The sequence below is a fragment of the Arthrobacter sp. SD1074B genome (assembly GCF_056780195.1).
This window is the reverse complement of the sequence record NZ_JBRAZT010000001.1, coordinates 2,261,961-2,286,345: the sequence shown is the minus strand read 5'-3', so window position 1 is coordinate 2,286,345 and position 24,385 is coordinate 2,261,961. Positions and strand designations below refer to the sequence as shown.

The following is a 24,385-nucleotide window of genomic DNA, read 5'->3' as shown; positions in this document are numbered from 1 at the left end:
CGGGGCTGTGGCGCAGCTGGTAGCGCACCTGCATGGCATGCAGGGGGTCAGGGGTTCGAGTCCCCTCAGCTCCACCGGACAATCCGCCGGAATCGCAAGATTCCGGCGGATTTTTTTGTGCCTTTGCGGCGGCGCACCGTTAAGGAGGACCCAGCCGCCGACACGCCGCGCGCCGATTAGCGTCGGCGGCAAATGTGGATTAAGCTAATCAGGTTGCTTGATCGAACCGGCTTCCTGAGGGCTCGGTCAACGACGGGTTTGGGGCTGTGGCGCAGCTGGTAGCGCACCTGCATGGCATGCAGGGGGTCAGGGGTTCGAGTCCCCTCAGCTCCACCGAACGGGGTCCCGCTCATTGAGCGGGGCCTCGCTTTATTTTCCGCTGAACTAGGATGAGCCCCGTGAACGACACCTTGCGGCCGCTACTGCGGTTCGCCGACGTCGTGGTCATCGGCGCCGGGCAGGCCGGACTGTCAGCCGCCTACCATCTGCAACGCCGTGGCTTCGTCCCCGCCGTGCCGCCGGGACCGGACGGCGGCCCGGCCAGCACGGGCCCGGAAAGCGCCACTCCGCCCGGCACCGACGGCCCGCCGAGCTACGTGGTGCTCGACGCAGAGGACGGCCCCGGGGGCGCCTGGCGGCACCGCTGGAAAAGCCTGCTGATGGCCACCGTGAACGGCATCAGCGACTTGCCGGGCATCCCGCAGCCGGCGGTGGATCCTGAGGAAGCCAGTTCCAGCTTCCTGAGCCGGTACTTCGGCGGTTACGAGGCCGGGCTGGGTCTCGCCGTCGAACGGCCGGTGAAGGTTCGCTCCGTCAGCCGGGAGGACCGCAACCCCGGCGGGCGCCTCCGTCTTGCCACCTCCAGCAGCGCCTGGTCCGCCCGGGCCGTGATCAACGCCACCGGCACCTGGACGCGCCCGTTCTGGCCGATCTACCCGGGCCAGTCAAGCTTCCGCGGCCGGCAACTGCACGTGGCGGACTACGTCTCCGCAGAGGAATTCCGCAGCCAACACGTGATCGTGGTGGGCGGCGGCATCTCCGCGGTCGGCCTGCTGGACGAGATCTCCAAGGTCACCAGCACCACCTGGTTTACCCGGCGGGAACCTCTCTGGCGCGACGCCCCCTTCGACCGGCAGGCCGGCCACGACGCCGTCGCCCTCGTTGAGGAACGGGTGCGGCAGGGTCTGCCGCCGCAGAGCGTCGTCGCCGCGACGGGACTGATCTGGACGCCGGCGCTGCGCGCTGCCGCCGCACGCGGCGTGCTCCAGCGCCACCGGATGTTCACCGGCATTGAGCCCGGGGGAGTGCGGCTGGCGGACGGCAGCTTCCTGCCCGCCGACGTCATCCTCTGGGCCACGGGCTTCCGGGCCGAGCTGGAGCACCTCGCGCCGCTGCACCTCCGCGGTCCCGGCGGCGGCATCGCCATGGACGGCACCCGCGTCGCGGCGGAGCCGCGAATCCACCTGGTGGGCTACGGCCCCTCGTCCTCCACCATCGGGGCCAATCGGGCGGGCCGGGCGGCCGTCGCCGGAATCGTCAAACTGCTGGCCGGTTCGGGATATCGTAAAGCGGTGCACCAAACCCCCAGCCCGATCAGTGAGGGCCCGACAAGAAACGGCGGCAAACCGCGCGTGGCGGACAACAAGCTCGAATCGCTCTTCTCCCGGCTCCGCAGATTCCCCGACGTCGAGACGGCCAACCTCCAGGCGTGGGATGCCACCGACCGGTTGCTGCTGGACACCGCCGCGGACCTGCGGGCCGCCGGTCAGCTGGCACCCGGCGGCCGGACCGCCGTGGTGGGCGACCGTTACGGTGCACTGACCCTCGGTGTGCTCGCCCTGGGCTGGCAGGGCACCGGCTTTGAGGGCTACCCGGTGCGGGTGCACGAGGACCTGATTACCGGCGAACGCGCGCTGCGCAACAACGCCGAGGCTACCGGACTGACCGCCGGGTTCGAACAGCTCCCGCTGGCCGAGGCCCTCGAGGGCGCGTCCCTGGTCCTGCTTCAGCTGCCCCGGTCGCTCGCCGAGCTGGAGGAGACCGCGGACGCCGTCGCCCGGTACGCCGCGCCAGACGTGGTGCTGCTGGCCGGCGGCAGGGTCAAGCACATGAGCTTGGGGATGAACGCCGTGCTGGAGCGGTACTTCGGTGAGGTGCAGCCGCAGCTGGCCCGGCAAAAGTCACGCGTCCTGCTGGCCCGGGCCGCGAAGCCTGCGGCCGCCAGCCCGCCCTTCCCGGTCGCGGAGCGGAACGCCGGGCTGGGGCTTACCATCTGCGCCCGGGGGGCTGTGTTTGCCGGCACCGGGCTGGACATCGGAACCCGGTTCCTGCTGGACTTCCTGCCGGAGATGCCCGGCGCCGGGCACGCCGTCGACCTCGGGTGCGGCACCGGGATCCTGGCCGCCCTGTACGCCCGCAGCCATCCCGACGCCCGGGTCACGGCCACAGACCGGTCCGCGGCCGCCGTCGAGTCCGCCGCGGCCACGGCACACGCCAACAGCCTGGACTCTCAGATCGAGGTCCTGCACGACGACGCCATGAGCACCCTGCCGGACGCCAGCGCCGATCTGGTCCTGCTCAATCCGCCCTTCCACCTCGGCGCCGCGGTGCACGCCGGGGCGGGAATCAAACTGATCGAAGCAGCGGCCAGGGTCCTGGCTCCGGGCGGCGAACTTTGGACGGTGTTCAACAGCCACTTGCAGTACCGGCCCGCCCTGGAACGCCTGGTCGGGCCCACCCGCGAGGTGGGCCGAAACCCGAAATTCACTGTCACTGCGAGCATCCGCCAGCCGCGACAGGCAGCCCCGCAGGGCTAGGCCCGGACCAGTCCGGGCGCGGACGCGGGACCAGCCCGGGCCCGGGCGAGGGACACCCCGGCCCGCCCGGAGGAAATCTATCCGACTGTGACAGCGGAGAGTGGGGGCTTGGGGCCGCACGTAACGTACCATTTTTGACATCAGCAGTGCTTGGCCGAAGACGTTTAGAGGTATCAGTGACTGAGATCCGCACACCCTCGCCGCGACGCGGAACGAACCTCCCCCGGATGGGGGATTTCAACCTCACGGTCATCCTGGACGCGATCCGGCGCGCGCCGGGCGGGCTCAGCCGGGTGGAACTCGCGCAGCTCGTCGGACTCTCGCCGCAGACCATCTCCAACATTTCCCGCAGGCTGCTGGACCAGAACCTGATTGTCGAGGCGGGCAAGGAAGGCACCGGCCCGGGCAAACCCCGGACCATGCTCCGGCTCAACCCGGCCGGAATGTACGCCGTCGGCGTCCACCTCGATCCCGCGGTGACGACCTTCGTCGTCCTGGACCTCGTGGGCGCCGTGGTCAAGCACTCCCGGATCAAGACCCCGTCCGGCGCCGATCCCGGCGCCGTCATTGACACCATTGCCGCCGAGATCAAACAGCTGATCGCCGATTCCGGTGTCGACCCTGCCAAGATCGCCGGCCTCGGCGTCGCGTCCCCGGGCCCCATCGACCTGAATGAGGGCACGGTGGTCGACCCGCCGCTCCTGCTCGGCTGGGACCGCGTCCCGTTGCGGGACGCCCTCGTCAAAGCCACGGGCCTTTCCACGCTCGTGGACAAGGACGTCACCAGCGCTGCCGTCGCGGAGACGTGGGCCGGGGGACCCAGCGGGGCCGGCAGCTTCATCTTCATGTACATGGGCACCGGGATCGGCTGCGGAATCGTCCTCAACGACGAGGTAGTGCGTGGCACGTCCGGAAACGCCGGCGAAATCGGGCACATTGTGGTGGACCCGGGAGGCGCCCTGTGCGATTGCGGGCTGCGCGGCTGTGTGAAGTCCACGGTCATCCCCCAGGTGCTCGTTGCCCAGGCACAGGAAGCCGGGGTACTGGCTGGACCGCGCGGGGAAAACACCGGCCCGGCGGTCCAGGAACGCTTCGCCCAGCTGTGTGCCCAGGCCTACGGTGGTGACCAGGCGGCCGCGCAGATTATCGACCGCTCCGCCGCGCTCGTGGCCCGGGCGGTGTCAGCGATCACCAACACCCTGGACGTGGACCGTGTCGTCTTCGGGGGACCGTTCTGGAGCTGCCTCTCCGAAACGTACCTGACTCTGGTCCCTGAGCTTGTGGCGGAGAACAGCGCCACCCGGAAGATCCACGGCATCGAAGTCGTGGGCACCGGCGTTGGCGAGGACGTCGGCGCCGTCGGCGCCGCCTGCCTGGTCCTGGAGCACACGCTGGCTCCCCGCTCGCAGCGCCTGCTGCTGGAGGGCTAACGAGCCGGCCCCGCCCCTGGCCGGGAGCCGTGGCACGCGTCGCTGACCTCAGTCGATGTCCTCGATGACGGTCCCGAAAGGGATGGTGTCATCCAGATGGGCCTGGTGGTCGTGCGGGTGGACCACCACGCGGACCCCGTGCAATTTTTCCGCTGCCGACTGCATCAGGACGGGCCGGACGGTGTTGACGACGCTCTCGCTCTTGCCGGCGAGATACTCCTGGTAACTGGCTGGAAGCTGGATCATGCCCTCAGGATAGACCCGCCCCGCCGACAAAAGGGAGTCCCGACGTTGGCGAAGAATATTCTGCAGCGTGGCTCCCGGCGTCGTAAAGACACGTCTTAATTCGACAGGGGACTTGAATGCCACTCCAGCGGACCCTAAAGTCGTAAGCAAGTTACCCCGGTAACGTGTCAGCGATCCTCCGCTGCAGGCCGGCCAACGGAAAAATTTCACTCGAAATATTCCACTGGCAGCCAAGGAGGGTGTGGGTGCCCCCATGTGGGCCTGACATTTGCTCACGGACAGCTTCGAAGCAGGCGTAACAGTCGCGACTGCGAGCTGCTGAAGTTCCCTCCGTGTTCCCCAAACTCAACTCATTGGCGGCAGCGCTGGCTTCGATGCCGGCCCGCTGGCGGCAATGGCCCACAGCCAAGGACGCAAATGTCTCCACCAAGCCTTATTGACGCACATCCAAATCTCGCCGGAGCGGCCCCCGTCGCCCTGTCCTACGAGCTTTTCCCGCCGCGTTCGCCCGCTGCCGCGGAGTCGCTCTGGACCACGATCGGGGAGCTGGAAACCACCAGCCCCGACTACGTCTCGGTGACCTACGGCGCGAGCGGCTCCAACCGCAGTACCGCCGTCGAACTCATCCACCGCCTGGTACAGGAAACCCAGCTGCGCCCGCTGGCGCACCTGACCTGCGTGGGCAACACCCCGCAGGAATTGGCCGAGGTCATCGGTGAACTGCTCGACGTCGGCGTGCGTGGCATCCTGGCACTTCGCGGCGACCAGCCCCGGGACGGCGGCGTCCCGGCGGAAGGTTCGTTGCGTTACGCCCAGGACCTGATCGAACTCATCCGCCGCGTTGAACAGCGCCGATCGGCGCTGCTGTGCGCCGGAAAAGTCGCCGTCGGGGTCGCCGCCTACCCCACCCGGCACCCCGAATCGCCGAGTGAGGCGCACGACGTCGAGGTGCTGCTGGCGAAACAGCGCTCCGGCGCCGACTTCGCCATCACCCAGGTCTTTTTCCGTACCGAGCAATATGCGCGGCTGCTGTCCCAGGCGCGCCGGGCGGGGGTCACCATCCCGATCATCCCCGGAGTTATGCCGCTCACCAGCGTCCGCCGGCTCACCCGGCTGGGCGAACTGACCGGCGTCGAACCGGCCCCGGAACTGATGGAACGGCTTGCCGCCGCGGACACCGACGCCGAACGCAACCGGATCGGGGTCAGGGCCACCGTGGACCTGGCCAACGCCGCCCTGGACGCCGGCGCCCCCGGTCTCCACCTGTACACCTTCAACGAGCACGCCAGTGCCCTGGACGTGCTGGACAAGCTCGCCCTGCCGCGGCCGCGAAGCGGCAACCGGCACGGCAGCCACGGGCGCACCGTGGCCCGCCGGCAGCTCGCCAGCTGACACCGGCAACCAACGCAACTTCCCTGCACACTGCACCACCAACTCTTAGGACCTCCCATGACTGACACGAACACCGCTGTGCCCGTTCCGTTCCCGGCCGCCTCGATCCTGGGCTACCCGCGCATCGGCCGCCGCCGCGAACTCAAGAAGGCCGTCGAGGCCTACTGGGCCGGCAAGATCGACGCCGCCGCCCTGGACGCCGCCGCCAAGCAGATCCAGCTCGGCACGGCCAAGCGGCTCCAGGGCCTCGGCCTGACCGAAGCCGCCGCCGTCCCCGGCACGTTCTCCTACTACGACCAGGTGCTCGACGCCGCCGCCCACCTCGGCGCCGTACCGGCCCGCTTCGGTAACCTGCTCAACGCGGACGGCCAGCTCGACATCGACGGCTACTTCACCCTGGCCCGCGGCACCAAGGACCAGCAGCCGCTGGAAATGACCAAGTGGTTCGATACCAACTACCACTACCTCGTCCCGGAGATCGGCCCGGAGACCACCTTCGCGCTGACGTCCGCCAGGATCGTTGAGGAATTCGACTACGCGCTGGCCCACGGTGTTGAGATCCGCCCGTACCTCGTCGGCCCGGTGACTTTCCTGCTGCTGAGCAAGGCTTCCGACGGCGCCCCCGCCGACTTCAGCCCGCTGTCCCGCCTTGAGGACATCCTGCCCGTCTACACCGCGCTGCTGGAAAAGCTTGCCGCGGCCGGCGCCAGCTGGATCCAGCTCGACGAACCCGCCCTGGTGGTGGACCAGGACACCCCGGCCGAAGAGATCCAGGCCGCCGTTGCCCGTTCCTACGAGGTCCTCGCAGCCGCGGCACAGCGCCCGCAGTTGTTCGTCTCCACCCCGTACGGCGCGCTCAACGGCCTGCTCGGCACGCTCGCCGCCACCGGCATCGACGCCCTGCACCTGGACGTCTTCAAGGGCGACGTCCCCTCCGCCGCCGCGCTCGCCGCGCTGGGCAACAAGACGCTCGTTGCCGGCGTCGTGGACGGCCACAACATCTGGCGCAATGACCTGGCCGCCTCCGCGGCGAAGATCGCCGAACTGAAGAAGTCCGTGGCCAGGCTCGCCGTCAGCACGTCCACCACCACCGCGCACGTCCCGCACGACGCCGGGGAGGAGGCCCAGCTCCCGGCCCATCTGCGCAGCTGGCTCGCCTTCGCCGACCAGAAGGCCGCCGAGGTTGTCACCCTCGCCGGGCTGCTGACCGACCCGGCAGCGGTCCGCCCGGCCATCGAGGAGGCCACCCGCATCATCGCCTCCCGGGCCGGGGCCGAGGGCGTCCGCCGCGCCGAGGTCCGGGCCCGCACCACCGCCCTGACCGACGCGGACTTCAGCCGCTCCGCCTACACGGTCCGCGAAGCCGCGCAGGCCGAGGCGCTGCACCTGCCGCCGCTGCCCACCACCACCATCGGCTCCTTCCCGCAGACCGCCGAGATCCGCACCGCCCGGGCACGCGCCAACAAGGGCGAGCTCAGCACCGAACAGTACGAACAGCTGATGAAGGATGAGATCAAGCGCGTCGTGGAGCTGCAGGAGGAGCTCGGCTTCGACGTCCTGGTCCACGGCGAACCCGAGCGCAACGACATGGTGCAGTACTTCGCCGAAAACCTGGAAGGTTTCGACGTCACCGTCCACGGCTGGGTCCAGTCTTACGGCTCTCGCTGCACCCGTCCCTCTATCCTCTGGGGTGACGTCACGCGCAGCGCCCCGATCACGGTGGAATGGGCCCGCTACGCGCAGTCTCTGACCAACAAACCGATGAAGGGGATGCTCACCGGCCCGGTCACCATCCTGGCGTGGTCCTTCGTGCGCGACGACCAGCCCCTCGGCGAGACCGCCAACCAGGTGGCCCTGGCGCTCCGCGACGAGATCGCGGACCTGGAAGCCGCCGGCATCAAGATCATCCAGGTCGACGAGCCCGCACTGCGCGAACTGCTGCCCCTGCGCAGGGCCGACCAGGCGGCCTACCTGGACTGGTCCGTGAAGTCCTTCCGGCTCGCCACCGCGGGCGCCGCCGACGCCACCCAGGTGCACACCCACCTCTGCTACTCGGAGTTCGGCGTGATCATCGACGCGATCGACGGCCTCGACGCCGACGTGACCTCGATCGAGGCCGCCCGCTCCCGCATGGAAGTGGTGCACGACCTCGAGTCCCACGGCTTCGGCCGCGGCGTGGGCCCGGGCGTCTACGACATCCACTCACCCCGCGTCCCGGGCGAGCAGGAAGTCACCGAACTGCTCAGCACCGCGGTCAAGCACGTCCCTTCCCGCCAGCTCTGGGTCAACCCGGACTGCGGACTGAAGACCCGCGGCTACGCCGAGACCGAGGAGTCCCTGCGCAACCTGGTCACGGCCACCAAGACGGTCCGCGCCGGACTGCTCGAAGCCGCCCGGTAGCACCGGCTGTACCAACGACGGCTTCCGGCCACCCCGCAAAGGTGGCCGGCCGCCGTCGTACGTTCCAGTCAGCGGCTGCTGAGTAGGTGCCGTTTTGAGCGCCCTAAAGGGCGGCTAGGGAGCATTCGATCAGGATTCCCAGAGGATCTCGTCGTCGACGACGCCGTCCTCGTCCGCGGAGGCGACCAGGACCTCGTCGGTGAAGTGCGCGCCCAGGGTGAAGTCGAGCACGAAGTAGCGCTCCGGCTGGCCCGGGTAAATGCCCACGTGGCCGAGCTTCAGTGCCTTGAGGAAGACCTGGTTGGTCAGCTGGGCCTTGTCCGTGACGCCGAAGACCTGCTGCAGGTGCTCGGGCTTGATGGCGTTGCAGTGGAAGCGGAGGTACTCCTGCGGGCTGGTGCCGTCCTGCTCCAGTTCCTCGGCGATCATTTCGCGGACCTGGTCCACCAGTTCGGGCAGGAAACGCAGCCGGTAGTCAACCTTGTGCATGGCCGCTTCATCAAAGTGGTCATGCGCGTTGACGTTGAGGTCAAGCTCCAGGGGCTGGCCCGCCAGTTCATGCTTGGCGGCGAAATTATGGTCCCGCCCGTGGTTGAGCTCGATCTCTCCAAAGTGCTGGCTCGCTACCTTGCTCATGTCTTCAACATAGTCCTGAAAACTGGTCCGTTCCAGCATCCCCCGGCAATTATCCGATACCGCCCCCGGCGCGGGGCGGGGGACCGGTACATTGATCGGATGCAAACAGTTGCCGCCACCGTTGCCCGTGCCCGAGAAGTCTTTGACAGCGGAACCACCCGGCCGCTGGCGTGGCGGCTGGACCAACTCGGCAGCCTGCGGCGGATGCTCGTCGAACGGCGCAGGGAGTTCGCCGCGGCGCTGGCGGCCGACCTGGGCAAGCACGAGACCGAGGCACAGCTGACCGAAATTGGATTTGTCACGGCGGAAGCGGCGCATCTGGAGAAACACCTCGAAGCCTGGCTGCGGCCGCGCCCGGTGTCCGTTCCGCTGGCGGTCCAGCCGGCAAAGGCCTGGACCGAGCTCACCCCGCTGGGCGTGGTGTTGGTGATCGGGCCCTGGAACTACCCGCTGCAGCTGCTGCTCGCCCCGCTGGCCGGGGCACTGGCCGCCGGCAACACCGTGGTGCTCAAGCCCAGCGAGCATGCCCCGGCCACCTCCGCCGCCTTGGCCCGATGGATTCCCGAGTACCTGCCCGGCGCGGCCCAGGTTGTTGAAGGGGGGATCCCCGAAACCACGGCGCTGCTGGGCCTGCGCTTCGACCACATCTTCTTCACCGGCGGCGAGGCGGCCGCCAGGGTGGTGCTGCGCGCCGCGGCCGAGCACCTGACACCGGTGACCCTTGAGCTGGGCGGCAAGTCCCCGGCGTACGTGGATTCCTCCACGGACCTGGCCAAGGCCGCCAAGCGGATTGCCTGGGGCAGGTTCATGAACGCCGGGCAGACCTGCGTGGCACCGGACTACATCCTCGCCACGGAGGACGTCCTGGTGCCGCTGGAACGCGAGCTGGTCAAGGCCATCGCGGCGCTGTTCGGAACCGATTCCGCGCAGAGCGAGTCCTACGGCCGGATCGTCAACGACCGGCACTTCGACCGGGTCGCCGCGCCCGCGGACAGCAGCACCGTGATCCACGGCGGCGAACGCGACGCCGCCAGCCGGCACTTCGCCCCGACGCTGCTGCGGCCCGCGCCGGGGGACGCCGTGATGGGGGAGGAAATCTTCGGCCCGCTGCTGCCGCTGGTTCCGGTGAGCGGCAGGGACGAGGCAATCCGGACGATCAACGCCGGAGCCAAGCCGCTGGCGTTGTACGTATTCAGCAACGACGCCGATACACGCCAGGCTTTTTCCGAACAAACCTCCTCGGGGGCGCTGTGCTTCGACGTCCCCGCCGCGCACCTGACCGTACCGGGCCTGCCGTTCGGCGGCGTCGGGAACAGCGGCATGGGCGCCTACCACGGCGAGCACTCGCTGCGGACCTTCTCGCACGAACGCTCCACCCTCTCCAAGCCGCACTGGCCGGACACCCTGGAACTGATCTACCCGCCCTACACCAAAGCCAAGCACCGGATCATCAGCGCGCTCGTAGCACCGGCCGGGAGGCTCCGGAAAAAGCCCGGGAAGCTCCGGAAATAGCCCGGGACGATGCGGGGGATGAGGCCCGGACCGATCTCCCCGGCCCCGGCCCGGGGCGAGGGCTCAGTCGCGGCGCGTGCTAACGAGCGTGTGCAGCGTGTCCGCCAGCAGCTCCACGAACAGCTGGACCTGGGCCGTCTGCTGCTCCTTGGGCAGCAGGGCGAAGACGTTGCGGGCCAGGCGGATCTCGGGGACGTCCAGCACCACCACGCCGGCGGGCCGGTGCAGCAGGGCCAGCTCCGGGACCAGCGCGGCGCCCAACCCGGCGGCCGCCATCTCCAGGCTGGCGTGGAAATCGTCGCTGTAGGCCACCACCCGCGGGTGCAGGTTGCAGCTGGCGAATAGCCGCTCAATCACCGTGGCGTCACTGGTGCCGGGGTGGTGCATGATCCAGGGCATGTCGGACAGGTGGTCCGCGGCCACCTGGGACCCCGGGCCAATGCCCCAGGCCGCGGGCAGCACCACCCGGAAGTCATCGTCGCCAATCCACTGCCGGTTCACCGTGTGCGGCCACGCGAGGCCGGACTGGCCCACCTGGTAGACGAGTGCGACGTCGAGTTCGCCGCCGGTGCGCAGGCCCTGGATGGTCTGGCCCGGCTCGGCCACCCAGACCCGCAGTTCGATGCCCAGGTTCTTCCACGCCGGGTTCTGCAGGATCCGGGGGAGGACGTAGGTGGCCAGGCTCGGGAAAATACCCAGCCGGAGCTCCTGGCTGGCGCTGTCGTGGGTCCGGGCTGCCGCCGCCATCAGCGCGTCGATGTCGGTGAGGACCTTGGCCGCGTGCCGGGTCATCACGACGGCGGCTTCCGTGGGATGGACGCTGCGCGCCGAACGCTGGAACAGGTCCACCCCGGTGTCGCGCTCCAGGGCCGACATCTGCTGTGACACCGCCGAGGCCGTGTAGCCCAGCCGGGTAGCGGCCGCGGCGAACGAGCCCAGCCGGACCACTTCCACGAGCGTTCTCAGATGCACGGGGTTGATCAAGTGGCTGCCCTTCGGTGGTTACGGTGAGGCGGGACCGAAATCCCGCTTCATTCTGGCACATTGGGTTTCAGGCATCGGCTGGGAAATTGCACTCATCCGGTTGCCCCGCAGTTACGAATTGCCCATAAGACGATCCACCAGGACGATTCAGGCGAAGCAACAGGAGCAGACCAGTGCAGCAAGCAGCAAGCATCCCGGATGGACGGCGCGTCGCCGTGATCGGCAGCGGGGTGGCGGGCCTGACCGCCGCTTACGTCCTGAACCAGCGCGACAAGGTCACGGTCTTCGAAGCGGATGAACGGCTCGGCGGCCACGCCCACACGCACGACGTCCGCCAGTCGGACGGTTCCACGCTGGGCATCGACACCGGCTTCATCGTGCACAACAACCGCACCTATCCCACCCTGTTGCGGCTCTTCAACGAACTGGGCGTGCAGACCCAGGACTCGGAAATGAGCATGTCCATCCGCTGCGACGGCTGCGGCCTCGAATACGCCGGCGCCCGGGGCGGCGCGCGGGGCATCATCCCGCGGCCCTCCACCCTGCTGCGCGGCCGCTACCTGCTGATGCTGCTGGAGATCACACGTTTCTACCGCCGGGCCCGCGCCCTGCTCGCCGAGGCGGAAGCGGCCGGCAACGGCACAGGGGCTGACGCGCCGGAACTGACCCTCGGCGAGTTCCTGGACCGGGAGAGGTTCAGCAGCTACTTCATCGTGCACTTCATGACCCCGGTGGTCAGCGCCGTCTGGTCCTGCGACCCGACGACCGCGCTGGCCTACCCGGCCCGCTACCTCTTCACCTTCCTCGGCCACCACGGACTCCTCGGCGTCAAGGGCTCCCCGCAGTGGCGGACCGTCACGGGCGGCTCACGCAGCTACGTGGACAAGCTCGCCGCGACGCTGCCGGATATCCGGCTGTCAAACCCGGTCACCCGGGTCCGACGCCACGCCGGCGGGGTGGAAGTCAGCGCCGGGGAGCGCACCGAGCAGTTCGACGCCGTCGTGATCGCCACCCACCCGGCGCAGGCGCTGCAGATGCTCCAGGACGCCTCGCCCGCCGAACGGGAGGCCCTGGCCGGCATGCCCTATTCGGTCAACCACACGGTCTTCCACCGCGACGACGCCGTGCTGCCCGCCAGCGACAACGCCAAGGCCTCCTGGAACTACCGGCTGCCCTCCTGCGACGCCCGGCCGGACCGGGTTCTGGTCAGCTATGACATGACCCGGCTGCAGCGGTTGGAACCGGCGGACGGCAAGCGCTACATTGTCAGCCTCGGCGAATCCGAACTGATTGGGGACGGGACCGTGCTGGAACAGATGGTGTACGAACACCCGCAGTACACGCCGGATTCGCTGCGCGCCCAGCAGCAGATCCTGGGTCTGGGCGACGGCCGCCTTGCGTTCGCCGGCGCCTACCACGGCTGGGGCTTCCATGAGGACGGCGCCCTGTCCGGCGTCCGCGCCGCGGCCAGGCTGGGACGCGAGTGGGAACCGGCCGGTGCTTCCGGGGCGCAGGCGACGGAACTCCAGACGTCCCTGGAGGGAGCATGAGCAGTGGCGCAGCCATCTACCGCACGTCCATTGCCCACGTGCGGCGCACCCCGCTGCACAACGCCTTCACCTACCGCAGCTACAGCTGGTACGTCGACGTCGATGCCCTGCCGAAGCTGCCCCGCTGGCTTGCCCCGCTGGCCGGCTTCTCCGCGGCTGACCACCTGGGCGAACCGGACGGGACGCTGCGCGGCAACGTCGAGCGCTACCTCGCCACCCAGGGCATCGGGCTCGACGGCGGCCGGATCACCATGCTCGCCAGCGCGCGGGTCCTCGGCCACGTCTTCAACCCGCTCAGCCTGTTCTGGTGCCACGACGCCGCCGGCGGGCTGCGCTGCGTGGTCGCCGAGGTCCACAACACGTACGGGGAACGGCACTGCTACCTGCTGGAGACCGACGACGCCGGTCGGGCCACCGTGCCCAAGGCGTTTTATGTCTCGCCATTCAACGACGTCGACGGCCAGTACCGGATGAAACTCCCCGAACCCGCCGACCGGCTCGCCGTGTCGATCGTCCTGGAGCGGGAGGGGCAGAAGCCCTTCGTCGCGACCATGGACGGGGTCCGCCGCGAAGCCACCGTGCCGAACATCCTGGCCGCGGCGCTCGCCGTCCCGCTGGCGCCGCTGCGGGTTTCCGCACAGATCCGCTGGCAGGGCATCAAGCTTTGGGCACGCCGTCTGCCCATCACCAAAAGACCACACCACCCCTCACAGGAGGCAGTCCAGTGACCATGACCGAAGCCACCGGATCACAGGCTGCGCAGACGAACACTGCGCGGACGAACCCGGCACCCACGAATCCGGCCGTACCCTACACGGTTCCGCAGCCTCCCGCTGTCATCGATGCCGCGGTGTGGCCCAGCATCGCCGCCGTGCCCTCAAGCCTCAAGGCCCGCCTCGCCGGGAAGGCAGCGGACGCCATCTTCCGTGCCGCCGTGCGCCGCCTCCCACTGGAAGTCCGCTACCCCGACGGCACCGTGCTCGGGAAGGCCGCGACCGGCCAGGCCGACGCCGGCCAGGCGTTCCCGGTGATGACGATGAACCGCCCTGAGGCCTTCGCCGCCCGGCTCGGCGACGGCGGCCTGATCGGCCTGGGCGAGTCCTACATGGCCGGGGACTGGGATGCGGACGACCTGACCGCGGTCATGGAGGTCTTCGCCGCCCGGGTGGGAACGCTGGTGCCTGAGCCGCTGCAGAAGCTCCGCGGGCTCTACCTGCCCCGCACGCCGCGCACCGAACGGAACACGGAGCAAAACACCCGCTCCAACATCTCGCGGCACTACGACCTTTCCAACGAGCTCTTCGCGACCTTCCTGGACAGCACCATGACCTACTCCAGCGCCCTCTTCCCGGAAAGCGGCGACGCCTTGGGCCACGTCGCCTGGGACGGGCTTGCTGCGGCCCAGCAGGCCAAAATCGACCGGCTGCTGGACAAGGCCGGCGTCACGGAGGGGACCCGCGTGCTGGAAATCGGCACCGGCTGGGGGGAGCTCGCCCTCCGCGCCGCGGCCCGCGGTGCCACCGTCTATTCGGTGACCCTGTCCAGCGAGCAGCAGGAACTGGCCCGGCAGCGCGTGGCCGAGGCAGGCTACGCGGACGCGGTGACCATCGAGCTCAAGGACTACCGGGCAGTGGAGGGTGAGTATGACGCCGTCGTCTCGGTCGAGATGATCGAAGCGGTCGGCTACGAGTACTGGGCCACCTACTTCCAGACGATCGAGCGGGTCCTGGCCCCCGGCGGGAAGGTCGCCATCCAGGCCATCACGATCGGCCACGACCGCCTGATCGCCACCCGGACCAGCTACACCTGGGTGCACAAGTACATTTTCCCGGGCGGCGTCATCCCCTCGGTCCGGGCGATCGAGGAGATCACCGAGAAGCAAACCGGCCTGCGCGTGCGCGAACGCCTTGCCATGGGCGAGCACTACGCCCAGACCCTGCGGCTCTGGGAGGAGCGCTTTATGGCCCGCGCGGAGGATGTGCGCGGCCTCGGATTCGACGAAGTCTTCCAAAGGATGTGGCTGTTCTACCTGTGCTACTCCCGTGCGGGCTTCGAGACCGGCTACCTGGACGTGCAGCAGATTGTGCTGGACAAAGCATCCACCAAGGCGTCCAGCAAGGCAGCAGCCAAGTCTTCCGGCGAGCGGAGTGCGGCATGACGGCGGGGCTGGCACCCACCATTGCGCAGGTCCTACGACCGGTGGTCGGTGGGGAACTCCCCGTCCGTCTCATCGTCTGGGACGGCAGCGAAGCCGGTCCTGCCGGGGCACCCGTGGTGCGGCTCAACTCGCCTGGCGCCATCCGCCGGCTGCTCTGGGCGCCGGGGGAGCTGGGCGCCGCGCAGGCGTATGTCACCGGCGAGCTGGACGTCGACGGCGACCTCAACTCCGCGCTCGAGCACCTGTGGAAGGTGGTCCGGGACCGTGGACTGTCAGGCATCCGCCCCACCCCGGCCGTGCTGGCCGGCGCCGCCCGGATCGCCAAGGCCGCCGGTGCCCTGGGCGCGCCGCCCGAGCCCCCCGCCAGTCAGGCCCGGGTCAAGGGACGGCTGCACAGCCTGGTCCGGGACCGCGCCGCCATCAGCCACCACTACGACCTCAGCAACGATTTCTACGCGCTGATCCTTGACCCGCAGATGGCATATTCCAGCGGCTACTGGACAAATCAGGCAGAGAACGGCGGCGTCACTGAAGGCTACGGCCTTGAGGACGCCCAGCGGGACAAACTGGACCTCGTCTGCCGCAAGATCGGGCTGAAGCCCGGAATGCGTCTCCTCGATGTCGGCTGCGGCTGGGGCTCCCTGAGCTTGCACGCGGCACAGTACTACGGCGTCGACGTCGTGGGCGTGACCCTGTCCGTCGAGCAGAAGGCGTTCATCGACGCCCGGATCAAGGAGCGCGGCCTCGAGGGACGGGTCGACATCCGGGTCCAGGACTACCGCGAAATCCCGGACGGACCGTTTGACGCCGTGGCGTCCCTCGAAATGGGCGAGCACGTGGGACAGCGCAACTACCCCGTCTACGCTGCCGCACTGTTCCACAACGTGGTCCCCGGCGGTCGCGTCCTGGTGCAGCAAATGTCGCGACGTGGAAAGCATCCCGGAGGGGGCCCGTTCATCGAATCGTTCATCGCTCCGGACATGCACATGCGCCCGGTGGGGGAGACGCTGGGGTTCCTGGAGGAAGCGGGCCTGGAAATCGAGGCCGTCGAGGCAATGCGGCGGCACTACGTCCGCACCCTTGAAGCCTGGTACGACCGGTTTGAGCAGAACCACGACGCCGCCGTAGGGATGATGGGCGAGGAAATTCCCCGCGTCTGGCGGCTGTACCTCGTCGGTGCACTCCGCAGTTTTGCCGAGGGCCGGATGGGAGTGGAACAAATCCTCTGCAGCCGTCCCGGGTAGCAGTTCAGCCGGTGAAGGACTTGCCCAGCACCTGCGCGAACATCCCGCGCTGCTGCGTCACGCCGCTGCAGCCGCTGGACGCGCTGCTGCCCGGCTCCGGCCGGTTGGACGAACCGCAGGGGGTGTCCCGGTTCAGCGACCACATGGACATCCGTCCGATGCCGCGTCGCACGGCGAAGCTGTTCAGGCCTGCCGCGTCCTCCAGGGTGAAGACCTGGCCCTTCACGTCGTTAACCCCGATCATGGGGGTGAGTCCGATCCGGTTCCACGCGGCAACGTCGTCGAGGGGCTTGCCGGCTTTCCCGTACAGCGCACGCAGCGTCTGCTGGGTGGCCTCGGCCGCGCTCTTGGCCGCGGTGAGCATGGTCTGCCCCGGTCCCAGCGGCTCGAAGTCCATCACCATGATGTTGACGCCGGCGAGGTCGACTCCGGCGTCCAGCATGGCCGTCACCTCCGCTTCGCCGTCCGGAGTCAGCCCCTCCATCGACACCGGGAGGGTCAGCCACACCTTTAACGGGTTGCCGGCCGGGCGTGCGGCCTGAAGCTGCGCGACGGCGGCAGCGCGCCTCTGCGCGGCGGCCCGGTCCGCGAGGCCGGTGCCCTCGACGTCGTAGTCCACGGTGTCAAGGCCATACTTGGTGATCACCGAGGTGTAGGCCTTCACCAGCGCCGCGCCGTCGGTGCAGACCCCCGCCAGTTCCTTGCCTAGCTGTCCTCCGAAAGAAACGGCGACGTCGTTGCCCGCCTTGCGGTAGGCGCCGATCTGGCCGTCCATCGCCAGCTTGGCCCCGGCCTGGTTAAGGGTGTGGATGCCGTCCCAGGACGGTTCGCAGGGTTGTTTCGGGTGCGCGCCGATGAAGGACAGCATGGTCGTGACGGTGCCGTGCGGCGGCACGTCCTGGAGCCGCAGGGTCGGGGTCAGCGTGACGTCGAGGTATCCGCCGAACCACGGGGGGTTGGGGACGGTCTTGCTCATCCCTTCCTCCTGGCCGTAGTTGCCCGGCGGCGGGGCGGTGCAGGAGGCCACGGCCGCTACGACGGCGGAAGCCGCCAGGAACCTCGTCCAACTACGGGCCGCGCGCAGATCCAGGTGTCGATGTCGCATAAATGCTTATTATGTCCGCCGGCCGGGAGAGCCGCCATAACTTTGACGGTTTCTCCCGGCCGCAACGCCGCAGGTCATGAAGGCGCCAGTTGATCCGCGGCCGCCGGCGCGAGGGCGGGGGCAAGTTGCGCGCGGCCCGCCGGCAGCAGGGCGCTGTTCGTGCGTTCGGGCCGGTACCAGCCGACGGCGGTGCCGCGCAGGGCCAGGATCGCGGACCCGAACACGACGTATGCGCGGAGCGGCTCGTAGATGAGCCGGTAGATGGGAACCATCAACAGGTGCATGGGGCTCTCCCGGACCATCACGATCGCCACAATCGAGATGATCATGTGGGTCGCGGCGACGAAGGCCGAAAACAGCGCCACTGCCTGCCATTCCCCGTGGGCCAGGCTGTTGACGGCGACGACCACCGTCAAGGGCATAAAGACCAGCGGGACGACGACCGAGATTAGGGCGTATGGCATGGTGAGCAGGCCGAGTGCCCCGAACTTGGGGTTGAAGAGCATGGACCGGTGCTTGTAGAGCGTCTGGATGTTCCCGTAGGTCCAGCGCAGCCGCTGCTTGAACAAGCCTCGGAGGGTCATGGGCGCTTCCGTCCAGGCGACAGCGGAATTTTCCTGGACGATGCTGTAGCCGAGCTTCTGTAGCGAAAGCGTCAGGTCCGCGTCCTCAGCGAGGGTGTCATGGGAGTATCCGCCGGCCTCCAGGAGCGCTTCCCGCCGCCACGCCGCGCAGGCGCCCGGGACGATCGAGATTGCCCCCATAAGGCCCTCCGCCATCCGGGTGACACAGATCCCGGAGAGGTACTCCAGGCTCTGCCAGGCGGTCAGCAGGTTGCGGCGGTTCCCGACCTTCACGTGCCCGGCGACCGCGCCGACGATCTTGCCGTGCCGGGGTGCCAGGAAGTGGCGGGCGAACATCTTGATCGTCTGCGGTTCAAAGAGCGTGTCGCCGTCAAGGGTGACGACGATTTCTCCGCGCGATTGGGCGATTCCATGGTTGCTGGCCGCCGACTTTCCGCCGTTGGGCTGGTCGATGACACGCAGGTCCGGCCAGGTCTTGGCGTATTCTGTAAGGACCGCGAGGGTGCCGTCGGTGGAGCCGTCGTTGACGGCAACCACTTCCATTCGCGGATAGTCGCTGGCCTTGAGCGCGTCCAAGGTTCTGGCCACAACAAGTTCCTCGTTGAAGACCGGCAGGACGACGCTGACAAAGGGCCAGTCTTCCTCCTTGACGTCGGCCCAAAGGCGTTTCTTCTGGCGGTTGTTATTGATCACTGCCAGCACCACGTACAGGAATGTGAGGATGGTCAGCGAGCCGATGCCGAACCAGAACAACCACGTGAGCACCACGTTTGGCGTGACCAGGTACGAGGTCATGGCGGCGAGGGTCGCATCGTCTTCGACGGCGTCCCTGACGTTGGTCTCCGGGATGTATTCCGGCGGCAGCAAAGGCTGGACCGTGGTGAAGGTGTAGCCCTGCGCTTTTGCCATCGGGATAAAGGTCTTCAGCATTTCAATGGTGGCGCTGCGGTCACCACCGCCGTCGTGCACCAGAACGATGTGTCCCTGGCCGTCCAGTTTCTGCGCTTTGATCGGTACTCCGGGGGCATAGGACCAGTCACGCGTATCAAAGTCCATATTGATGTGCAGGAATCCCAGCTGCTGGGACTGCAGCAGGGCCAGGGAATTATTTCCCGGGTCTCCGGTGGGGATCCGGAACAACCGGGTAGCGTAATTGTCTGAAGCGCGCATGACACGGTCCGCGCCGATGATCTGCTGGCGGTTGAACAGGTCGTCGTGGGCCCAGAAATCAATGTGCGACATGGTGTGGTTGCCGACCATATGACCTTCCTTGGTCATGCGGCGGAAGATGTCCGGGTATTTGACGATGTTGTCGCCGACGGTGAAGAACGTCGCCGGCACACCTTCCTTGGACAACAGGTCCAGAATCTGCGGCGTATTGCGCGGGTCGGGCCCGTCATCAAAGGTCAGCATTAAGGTATGGTCTGCCGGTTTCCCGAACGTTTCCATGGCGTACGGGCTGTTGCCGATCAGCTCGATTTCCTCCGGAGTGGCTTCCCGCCAGATAGTGCTGCTGAAGGGATCCTTGAGCAGCACTTTGCCGTTCCGCCGCTCGATAACCGCGATGCGGTCGAAGGCGAATCCCCCTTCAGGTCCAATTCTGGGAATATTCCGCAGGTCCTGGGAGGACAACAACTTGCGTGGGTAATCCACGGCCTGGTTTTCCTGTGCTTTCCACACCGGGGCGCTGGCTGCGGGCAGGATCCAGACAACTGATAGGGCTATTAGAAGCATGCCAGCCATCAGGACTACGAGGATTCTGCGCCAACGTTTTCCACTTGGGTCAAAAAAGACCGGTGCAGTGCCGGAAAGAGGGGATGATTTAGTCATGGATTGCCTCGCCAGGGAATCGTGTTTCTGAAGTCCTGACCGAAGTCAGGGCGAGAGCGCCAACGCTGTTTTCCGGGGCTCAAAGCCGGAACTGGCGGTCGATTCGCAGGAGGAGAAACCGGCGCTCATCTGATCCCGCCCCCTGAAGCCGCACGAGCCGCCGATCTCCGGCGTACCCCTTATGTCTTTCGAGGTTAGGAGCGGCGCATAGGGTCACACACGCGTAGGAAACACCCGCGTTTTTCGGGTGGTTCTACTTGCTTCGCGAGGTCAACTACCGCGTCGACTGGCGCCTTGTGCGAGTACGGGCCGGAGCGTCCAGGGGCCGCGCTTCCTTGCGCGGAGCCGCTTTGCCGGGCGGGAATCTAAAACACGTTCAACGTGCGGCTATCGCGTTAGCGGGGGCCAAGGGTAGCGTTCAGGTAGGGGTCCGAATCAGCGGAGGCAGATAGAGAATGCGCAGACAGTTCGGAGTGGCCGCGGGCCTGCTGTCGGTCCTCCTGGCTGCCGCCGCCTGCGAAGAAGCCCCGCCCCCGCCGGACCCATTGCCATCGGAGCGGGCAGCCGCTCCGGACACGTACATCACTGCCTACACGTGGTACGACAACACTCCCGAGGGCTCTCCCGACATCAGCCACCCGGTGCTGCACAAGCGGGCCGGAGGGGCCGGAACCTATGCCGATCCGGTGACGATCGCCGTCGGGCATTCCTTGGAGACCGGCAAAGACGTCCTCGATTTCCCCGCCGGCACCCGGATCTACCTGCCCGATGTCCGGCGCTACTTCATCGTGGAGGACACGTGCGGGGACGGCCCCACCCCGGAGGAGGGGCCGTGCCACGCGCAGGCGGCCAGGCATGGCGGTGCGTCCACCTGGCTGGACATCTGGATTGGCGGCGAAGGGGAGGACGAGTCGTTCGCCCGGCGCTGTGCGGAGCAGGTGACCGGTGTGCGGGCTGCTGTCTTCCACCCGGCGGACAACTACGTCGTCGCCTCCGGTTACGGCGTGATCCACGACGGCAGGTGTGACACCGGTTACGGCAACCAGCTCCACACCACCTCGCCGGGACCCTAGCAGCCGTCAGGGTGGCGCCGCGGAGCGGATTCTCCAGCGTCTTGAATTCGGGCGGACAGTGGCGGCGCGCCGTCAATTGGCCTCTTGCAATACTCCGAGGTAACGTTTAGGTCACCGGTTGGCGCACACGCCCAAATGGAGCGTTCCAAACGCTGCTGCGTGTGGTAAGCCCCCAGGCCGGGGCGCCCTGCGTTCCGCATACCGTGACCAACTCCGGGCAGGACATCCCCTACGGTGCTGCCCGTTTCCGCACTCCCACGAAGAGGCTTTATTTTCCATGCGCAGAAACAGTCTGCTGGCCGCCGGCATGCTCTCGGTCCTACTCGCCACGTCGGCGTGTGGCGCCGGTACCGGCGCCACTAACTCATCCGCACAGTCTTCTGGCTCCGCCGGCGCCGGCGTTGAAGCCAGCACCGGGCTCGACACGTCTGCCGAGATCGGCACCTCGCAGCGGGCCGCGGCTGAGAAAGCCAAGGCCGCCGCAGTAGCCGCCAAGAAGGCGAAGGTTGCCGAGAAGGCAAAGGCCGACGCTAAGGCCAAAGCCGCCGCCGCAGCAGCAGCGAAGAAGGCTGCCGCTGCCAAGGCGCCGGCAGCCCCCCAGGTGCCGGTGGCTGTCCCCGCACCCGCGGCGGCGACGAAGGCTCCCGCGCTTCCCGCGGCCCCGAAGCCGGCCCCGGCGCCGGTGGTACCGGCGTCGTCCTCCGAGCGGGTCGTCCACACCACCTACACGACGGCCTACACCTGGTACGACAACACCCCGGCCGGCTCCACCACCATCAGCCACCCGGTGCTGCACAAGACTGCCGGTGGAACCGGTACCTACAACGACCCGATCACCATCGCGGTGGGCCATTCCCTCGCCACCGGCAAGGATGTGCTGGACTTCCCGGCCGGCACGCGGATCTACCTTCCGGATGTGCGCCGTTACTTCATCGTCGAGGACAGCTGCGGTGATGGCGACGACCCCCAGGGCGGCCCGTGCCACCAGGGCACCAATGTGAGCGGCACCAGCTCCACGGTCTGGATCGACATGTGGATCGGCGGCCAGAGCACCACTGCTGACGGTGCCGACAACTGCGCCAGCAAGGTGACCAGCATGCGCACCGCAGTCTTCAACCCGGCCAGCAACTATGTTGTGGCCCCGGGCGCAGGCGTCATCCATGACGGCAAGTGCGACGCCGGATACGGCAACACGCTCCTGAAGAACTAGGCAGCGCGGGACCGGCTTCCGGCTGCAAACCGGAAGCCCTGCGGGGGCTGGCGGACTACCGCCGGCCCCCGCTTTTCGTCTCCGGGAGCCGACACCCGTGCCCTGCCGGAGGCCCAAAGACCCTGTTCTTCGGGCCGGGACGAAGCAGAATTGGACGGAGTAGTTGCACCCACAAGGGGAGGGCGCCATGCGTCGCTCAGGACCATCCGTCAGGACCGTTTCCGCAGGGTTTTGCGTCGCTATTATGCTGGCGGCCTGCTCGGCGCCAAGCAACCCCACGGTCAGTTCCGGGACGGCTGCGGCCACGTCCACCCCGGCCGCCTCGGCCGTGAAATCAACAGCGGGTTTGAAACCGGCGGCCCAGGCGTCGCCCAGGCCGCCCGGCCAGGCGGACTGGAAGACCTACACGACGCCGGATGGCAAGTTCATGTTCGACTACCCGCCGGACTGGACCGTCAAGGACCGGGCCCGTGAGGCTGCGCCGGGCGGAGTCTTTGTTGAAGTCCTCACCGGAGCCGGAAAGTCGATCGCTACGCTGCGGACCAACATTGTGACTAAGGCGAGCTGCACCCAGAAGTTTCCGTATTCCCTGATGGACTCACAGGAGTTGCCGGCTCTTGCCCGGAACGGGGTGAAGCCGCGGTTTGTTTTTGAGGGCCGGGACGACCATGAGTCCTACCCATCCAGGCCGGCTCCGCTGTCCTACGGCATCACCTCGGCGCCCCTGCCCACCGGACCCAGCGCCTGCCCCATCTTCCAGTTCTTTAACTGGCCGCCGGGCGTGGCGTCGTTCAGCGGCGTGCACACGCCGCTGGTCACGGCGCCGGGTGACACGCCCGACGTCGACACCCCGGAAGCCTATTCGGGTACGGAAGAGTACGAGGAAATACGGCAGACGATCACCTCGCTGCGCCCGGCGGACTGACGGTTCCGGGATCCGGCTGCCACGGCGCCGGACACAGCCCCACCAACTGAGCGCTTCGGCTGCCTTTCGCTGTGCCATCGCCCACTACATGTAGTGCTTCGTGCCACCCGGGAGGCCCCAGGCAGGAGGGCGCGACACGCCGTCCAGAACGCGACACGCGGGGCGGTTAATTGTGGCTAACTACTCCACAGGGTGTGGATTTCGTCCGCGGAAACGGCTCAAATCCGGACATTTTGAAGGTCCCCGGCTGTGGATTAAAGGTGTGTTAAATGACATACTTGTAATACATCATCTTGGGGTCCGCGCGGGGCTCTTGCACTACATGTAGTATCGACATACAGTTCGAGCGGAGCGGTTGCAGACCGCAAGGCGAGGCCAGTAACGGATAAGGATTCCTGTTCCGCGTAGGCCCCACCGGACACGAACCACAGACTTCAATTAAGGGGACTCAGGACATGACCGTTACGGTTTACACGAAGCCGGCTTGCGTGCAGTGCAACGCCACCTACCGCGCTCTCGACAAGAAGGGCATCGCCTACCAGAGCGTCGACATCTCCCAGGATGCCGAGGCCCTTGAGCGCCTCAAGTCCCTGGGCTACATGCAGGCCCCGGTCGTCGTCACCGACCAGGACCACTGGTCCGGCTTCCGCCCGGACAAGATCGAAGAACTGGCACAGGCCGCCGCCGTCGCGGTCGCCTGAAACGCCCCACAAGGCACCACCACGTCGGATGAGGTGAATCCCATGGCACTGGCAACCGCCGGCCCGCCGCTGGCAGCAGACGCCGGGAACCGGGATGACCGGACGGCGGACGTCATCCGGTCCACGGCCAGCCACCTCATCTACTTTTCCTCCACCTCCGAGAACACCAAACGCTTCGTTGCAAAGCTGGGTGTCGACGCCGCCCGCATCCCCCTCCACCCGAGGGAACCGGCGCTGCTGGCGACCGAGCCCTACGTGCTGGTGCTTCCCACCTACGGGGGGACCGGGGGAGAGGGATCCGTTCCGAAGCAGGTCATCCGCTTTCTGAACGATCCGAGGAACCGGCAGCAGCTCCGTGGAGTGATCGGGGCGGGCAACACGAACTTTGGGGACAACTACTGCATGGCCGGGGACATCGTCGCCGCCAAATGCCAGGTCCCGCACCTATATCGTTTCGAACTCATGGGGACGCCGGAAGACGTCAGCCGAGTACAACAAGGATTGGAAGTATTTTGGACACGACTGTCGCAGACACGGAAGTAACCGGGGCAGGCTCCCGCGGCGCTGAGAGCGGCGCCGGGAACACCGC

At 67.6% G+C, this 24,385-nt stretch carries 19 protein-coding genes, 2 tRNA genes and 1 pseudogene; 17 read left to right on the top strand and 5 right to left on the bottom strand.

Features of this window, described 5'->3' with window-relative positions:
- Position 1 precedes the first annotated feature (1 nt).
- The 5 genes and pseudogenes from ACUYM2_RS10510 to ACUYM2_RS10490 all read left to right on the top strand — a co-directional run bounded on the left by ACUYM2_RS10510 (position 2) and on the right by ACUYM2_RS10490 (position 4,246).
- Positions 2 to 74, top strand: a tRNA-Ala gene (locus ACUYM2_RS10510).
- A 186-nt stretch (positions 75 to 260) separates the two neighbouring features.
- Positions 261 to 333 (top strand) — tRNA-Ala (locus tag ACUYM2_RS10505).
- A 56-nt stretch (positions 334 to 389) separates the two neighbouring features.
- Positions 390 to 1,544: pseudogene (locus ACUYM2_RS10500) on the top strand (NAD(P)-binding domain-containing protein); the annotation flags it as partial.
- Between the two features lie 87 nt (positions 1,545 to 1,631).
- Positions 1,632 to 2,816, top strand: coding sequence for a class I SAM-dependent methyltransferase (locus tag ACUYM2_RS10495; protein ID WP_481601466.1), 1,185 nt, complete (start codon positions 1,632 to 1,634; stop codon positions 2,814 to 2,816).
- A 176-nt stretch (positions 2,817 to 2,992) separates the two neighbouring features.
- Positions 2,993 to 4,246, top strand: a complete 1,254-nt coding sequence (locus ACUYM2_RS10490) for an ROK family transcriptional regulator (RefSeq protein ID WP_481600010.1) — start codon at positions 2,993 to 2,995, stop codon at positions 4,244 to 4,246.
- A 48-nt stretch (positions 4,247 to 4,294) separates the two neighbouring features.
- Here ACUYM2_RS10490 and ACUYM2_RS10485 read toward each other — a convergent pair whose 3' ends face one another.
- Positions 4,295 to 4,492, bottom strand: coding sequence for a hypothetical protein (locus ACUYM2_RS10485; protein WP_481600009.1), 198 nt, complete (start codon positions 4,490 to 4,492; stop codon positions 4,295 to 4,297).
- Between the two features lie 417 nt (positions 4,493 to 4,909).
- Between ACUYM2_RS10485 and ACUYM2_RS10480 the strand changes: the two genes are divergently transcribed.
- Positions 4,910 to 5,884, top strand: a complete 975-nt coding sequence (locus tag ACUYM2_RS10480) for a methylenetetrahydrofolate reductase (protein WP_481600008.1) — start codon at positions 4,910 to 4,912, stop codon at positions 5,882 to 5,884.
- A gap of 57 nt (positions 5,885 to 5,941) precedes the next feature.
- Entirely contained in the window at positions 5,942 to 8,284 is a 2,343-nt protein-coding gene (gene metE, locus ACUYM2_RS10475) for a 5-methyltetrahydropteroyltriglutamate--homocysteine S-methyltransferase (RefSeq protein ID WP_481600007.1), read from the top strand.
- A 129-nt stretch (positions 8,285 to 8,413) separates the two neighbouring features.
- Here metE and ACUYM2_RS10470 read toward each other — a convergent pair whose 3' ends face one another.
- The gene (locus ACUYM2_RS10470) at positions 8,414 to 8,920 is read right to left on the bottom strand and encodes a DUF2004 domain-containing protein (protein ID WP_481600006.1); all 507 of its coding nucleotides are present in this window, start codon (positions 8,918 to 8,920) and stop codon (positions 8,414 to 8,416) included.
- Between the two features lie 99 nt (positions 8,921 to 9,019).
- Here ACUYM2_RS10470 and ACUYM2_RS10465 point away from each other — a divergent pair, with 99 nt between their 5' ends.
- Positions 9,020 to 10,432, top strand: coding sequence for an aldehyde dehydrogenase family protein (locus ACUYM2_RS10465; protein ID WP_481600005.1), 1,413 nt, complete (start codon positions 9,020 to 9,022; stop codon positions 10,430 to 10,432).
- A gap of 63 nt (positions 10,433 to 10,495) precedes the next feature.
- Here the strand turns inward: ACUYM2_RS10465 and ACUYM2_RS10460 are convergent, their stop codons facing one another.
- Positions 10,496 to 11,416, bottom strand: coding sequence for a LysR family transcriptional regulator (locus ACUYM2_RS10460; protein WP_481600004.1), 921 nt, complete (start codon positions 11,414 to 11,416; stop codon positions 10,496 to 10,498).
- A 173-nt stretch (positions 11,417 to 11,589) separates the two neighbouring features.
- Between ACUYM2_RS10460 and ACUYM2_RS10455 the strand changes: the two genes are divergently transcribed.
- Genes ACUYM2_RS10455 through ACUYM2_RS10440 form a run of 4 tightly spaced genes read left to right on the top strand, consistent with a single transcriptional unit; the run spans position 11,590 to position 16,368 of the window.
- Positions 11,590 to 12,966 (top strand): NAD(P)/FAD-dependent oxidoreductase, encoded by a 1,377-nt coding sequence (locus ACUYM2_RS10455; protein ID WP_481600003.1) that lies wholly within the window; start codon positions 11,590 to 11,592, stop codon positions 12,964 to 12,966.
- Positions 12,963 to 13,694 (top strand): DUF1365 domain-containing protein, encoded by a 732-nt coding sequence (locus ACUYM2_RS10450; RefSeq protein ID WP_481600002.1) that lies wholly within the window; start codon positions 12,963 to 12,965, stop codon positions 13,692 to 13,694. Before ACUYM2_RS10455 ends, ACUYM2_RS10450 begins: the two co-directional genes overlap by 4 nt.
- The gene (locus tag ACUYM2_RS10445; RefSeq protein WP_481600001.1) at positions 13,691 to 15,124 is read left to right on the top strand and encodes a class I SAM-dependent methyltransferase; all 1,434 of its coding nucleotides are present in this window, start codon (positions 13,691 to 13,693) and stop codon (positions 15,122 to 15,124) included. Before ACUYM2_RS10450 ends, ACUYM2_RS10445 begins: the two co-directional genes overlap by 4 nt.
- Positions 15,121 to 16,368, top strand: a complete 1,248-nt coding sequence (locus tag ACUYM2_RS10440) for a class I SAM-dependent methyltransferase (protein WP_481600000.1) — start codon at positions 15,121 to 15,123, stop codon at positions 16,366 to 16,368. The genes ACUYM2_RS10445 and ACUYM2_RS10440 overlap by 4 nt, the downstream gene beginning before the upstream one ends.
- A gap of 4 nt (positions 16,369 to 16,372) precedes the next feature.
- Here ACUYM2_RS10440 and ACUYM2_RS10435 read toward each other — a convergent pair whose 3' ends face one another.
- A complete protein-coding gene (locus ACUYM2_RS10435) occupies positions 16,373 to 17,473 on the bottom strand; it encodes a chitinase (protein ID WP_481599999.1) in 1,101 nt (366 codons plus the stop codon).
- A gap of 74 nt (positions 17,474 to 17,547) precedes the next feature.
- Positions 17,548 to 19,710: a bifunctional polysaccharide deacetylase/glycosyltransferase family 2 protein gene (locus tag ACUYM2_RS10430; RefSeq protein ID WP_481599998.1), complete on the bottom strand. Its 2,163-nt coding sequence runs from the start codon at positions 19,708 to 19,710 to the stop codon at positions 17,548 to 17,550.
- A 632-nt stretch (positions 19,711 to 20,342) separates the two neighbouring features.
- On the opposite strand from ACUYM2_RS10430, the gene ACUYM2_RS10425 reads away from it, so the two are divergent.
- From ACUYM2_RS10425 to nrdI, 5 genes are all read left to right on the top strand, one after another.
- Entirely contained in the window at positions 20,343 to 20,960 is a 618-nt protein-coding gene (locus tag ACUYM2_RS10425; protein WP_481599997.1) for a hypothetical protein, read from the top strand.
- A gap of 277 nt (positions 20,961 to 21,237) precedes the next feature.
- Positions 21,238 to 22,170: a hypothetical protein gene (locus ACUYM2_RS10420; protein WP_481599996.1), complete on the top strand. Its 933-nt coding sequence runs from the start codon at positions 21,238 to 21,240 to the stop codon at positions 22,168 to 22,170.
- A gap of 328 nt (positions 22,171 to 22,498) precedes the next feature.
- The gene (locus ACUYM2_RS10415; protein WP_481599995.1) at positions 22,499 to 23,095 is read left to right on the top strand and encodes a hypothetical protein; all 597 of its coding nucleotides are present in this window, start codon (positions 22,499 to 22,501) and stop codon (positions 23,093 to 23,095) included.
- Positions 23,096 to 23,550: 455 nt separating this feature from the next.
- On the top strand, positions 23,551 to 23,796 hold the full coding sequence (gene nrdH / locus ACUYM2_RS10410) for a glutaredoxin-like protein NrdH (protein WP_018773329.1): 246 nt from the start codon (positions 23,551 to 23,553) through the stop codon (positions 23,794 to 23,796).
- A 42-nt stretch (positions 23,797 to 23,838) separates the two neighbouring features.
- Positions 23,839 to 24,339 carry a class Ib ribonucleoside-diphosphate reductase assembly flavoprotein NrdI gene (gene nrdI, locus ACUYM2_RS10405; protein WP_481599994.1) on the top strand — a complete coding sequence of 167 codons (501 nt, stop codon included), beginning with the start codon at positions 23,839 to 23,841 and terminating at the stop codon, positions 24,337 to 24,339.
- Positions 24,340 to 24,385: the final 46 nt, after the last annotated feature.

Excerpts from the sequence above, each read along its gene's own strand:
- ACUYM2_RS10465 (WP_481600005.1), top strand. The coding sequence starts at position 9,020 with ATGCAAACAGTTGCCGCCACCGTTGCCCGTGCCCGAGAAGTCTTTGAC.
- nrdI (WP_481599994.1), top strand. The coding sequence starts at position 23,839 with ATGGCACTGGCAACCGCCGGCCCGCCGCTGGCAGCAGACGCCGGGAAC.
- ACUYM2_RS10480 (WP_481600008.1), top strand. The coding sequence starts at position 4,910 with ATGTCTCCACCAAGCCTTATTGACGCACATCCAAATCTCGCCGGAGCG.
- ACUYM2_RS10450 (WP_481600002.1), top strand. The coding sequence starts at position 12,963 with ATGAGCAGTGGCGCAGCCATCTACCGCACGTCCATTGCCCACGTGCGG.
- metE (WP_481600007.1), top strand. The coding sequence starts at position 5,942 with ATGACTGACACGAACACCGCTGTGCCCGTTCCGTTCCCGGCCGCCTCG.
- ACUYM2_RS10420 (WP_481599996.1), top strand. The coding sequence starts at position 21,238 with ATGCGCAGAAACAGTCTGCTGGCCGCCGGCATGCTCTCGGTCCTACTC.
- ACUYM2_RS10425 (WP_481599997.1), top strand. The coding sequence starts at position 20,343 with ATGCGCAGACAGTTCGGAGTGGCCGCGGGCCTGCTGTCGGTCCTCCTG.
- ACUYM2_RS10440 (WP_481600000.1), top strand. The coding sequence starts at position 15,121 with ATGACGGCGGGGCTGGCACCCACCATTGCGCAGGTCCTACGACCGGTG.
- ACUYM2_RS10435 (WP_481599999.1), bottom strand. The coding sequence starts at position 17,473 with ATGCGACATCGACACCTGGATCTGCGCGCGGCCCGTAGTTGGACGAGG.
- ACUYM2_RS10485 (WP_481600009.1), bottom strand. The coding sequence starts at position 4,492 with ATGATCCAGCTTCCAGCCAGTTACCAGGAGTATCTCGCCGGCAAGAGC.
- nrdH (WP_018773329.1), top strand. The coding sequence starts at position 23,551 with ATGACCGTTACGGTTTACACGAAGCCGGCTTGCGTGCAGTGCAACGCC.
- ACUYM2_RS10470 (WP_481600006.1), bottom strand. The coding sequence starts at position 8,920 with ATGAGCAAGGTAGCGAGCCAGCACTTTGGAGAGATCGAGCTCAACCAC.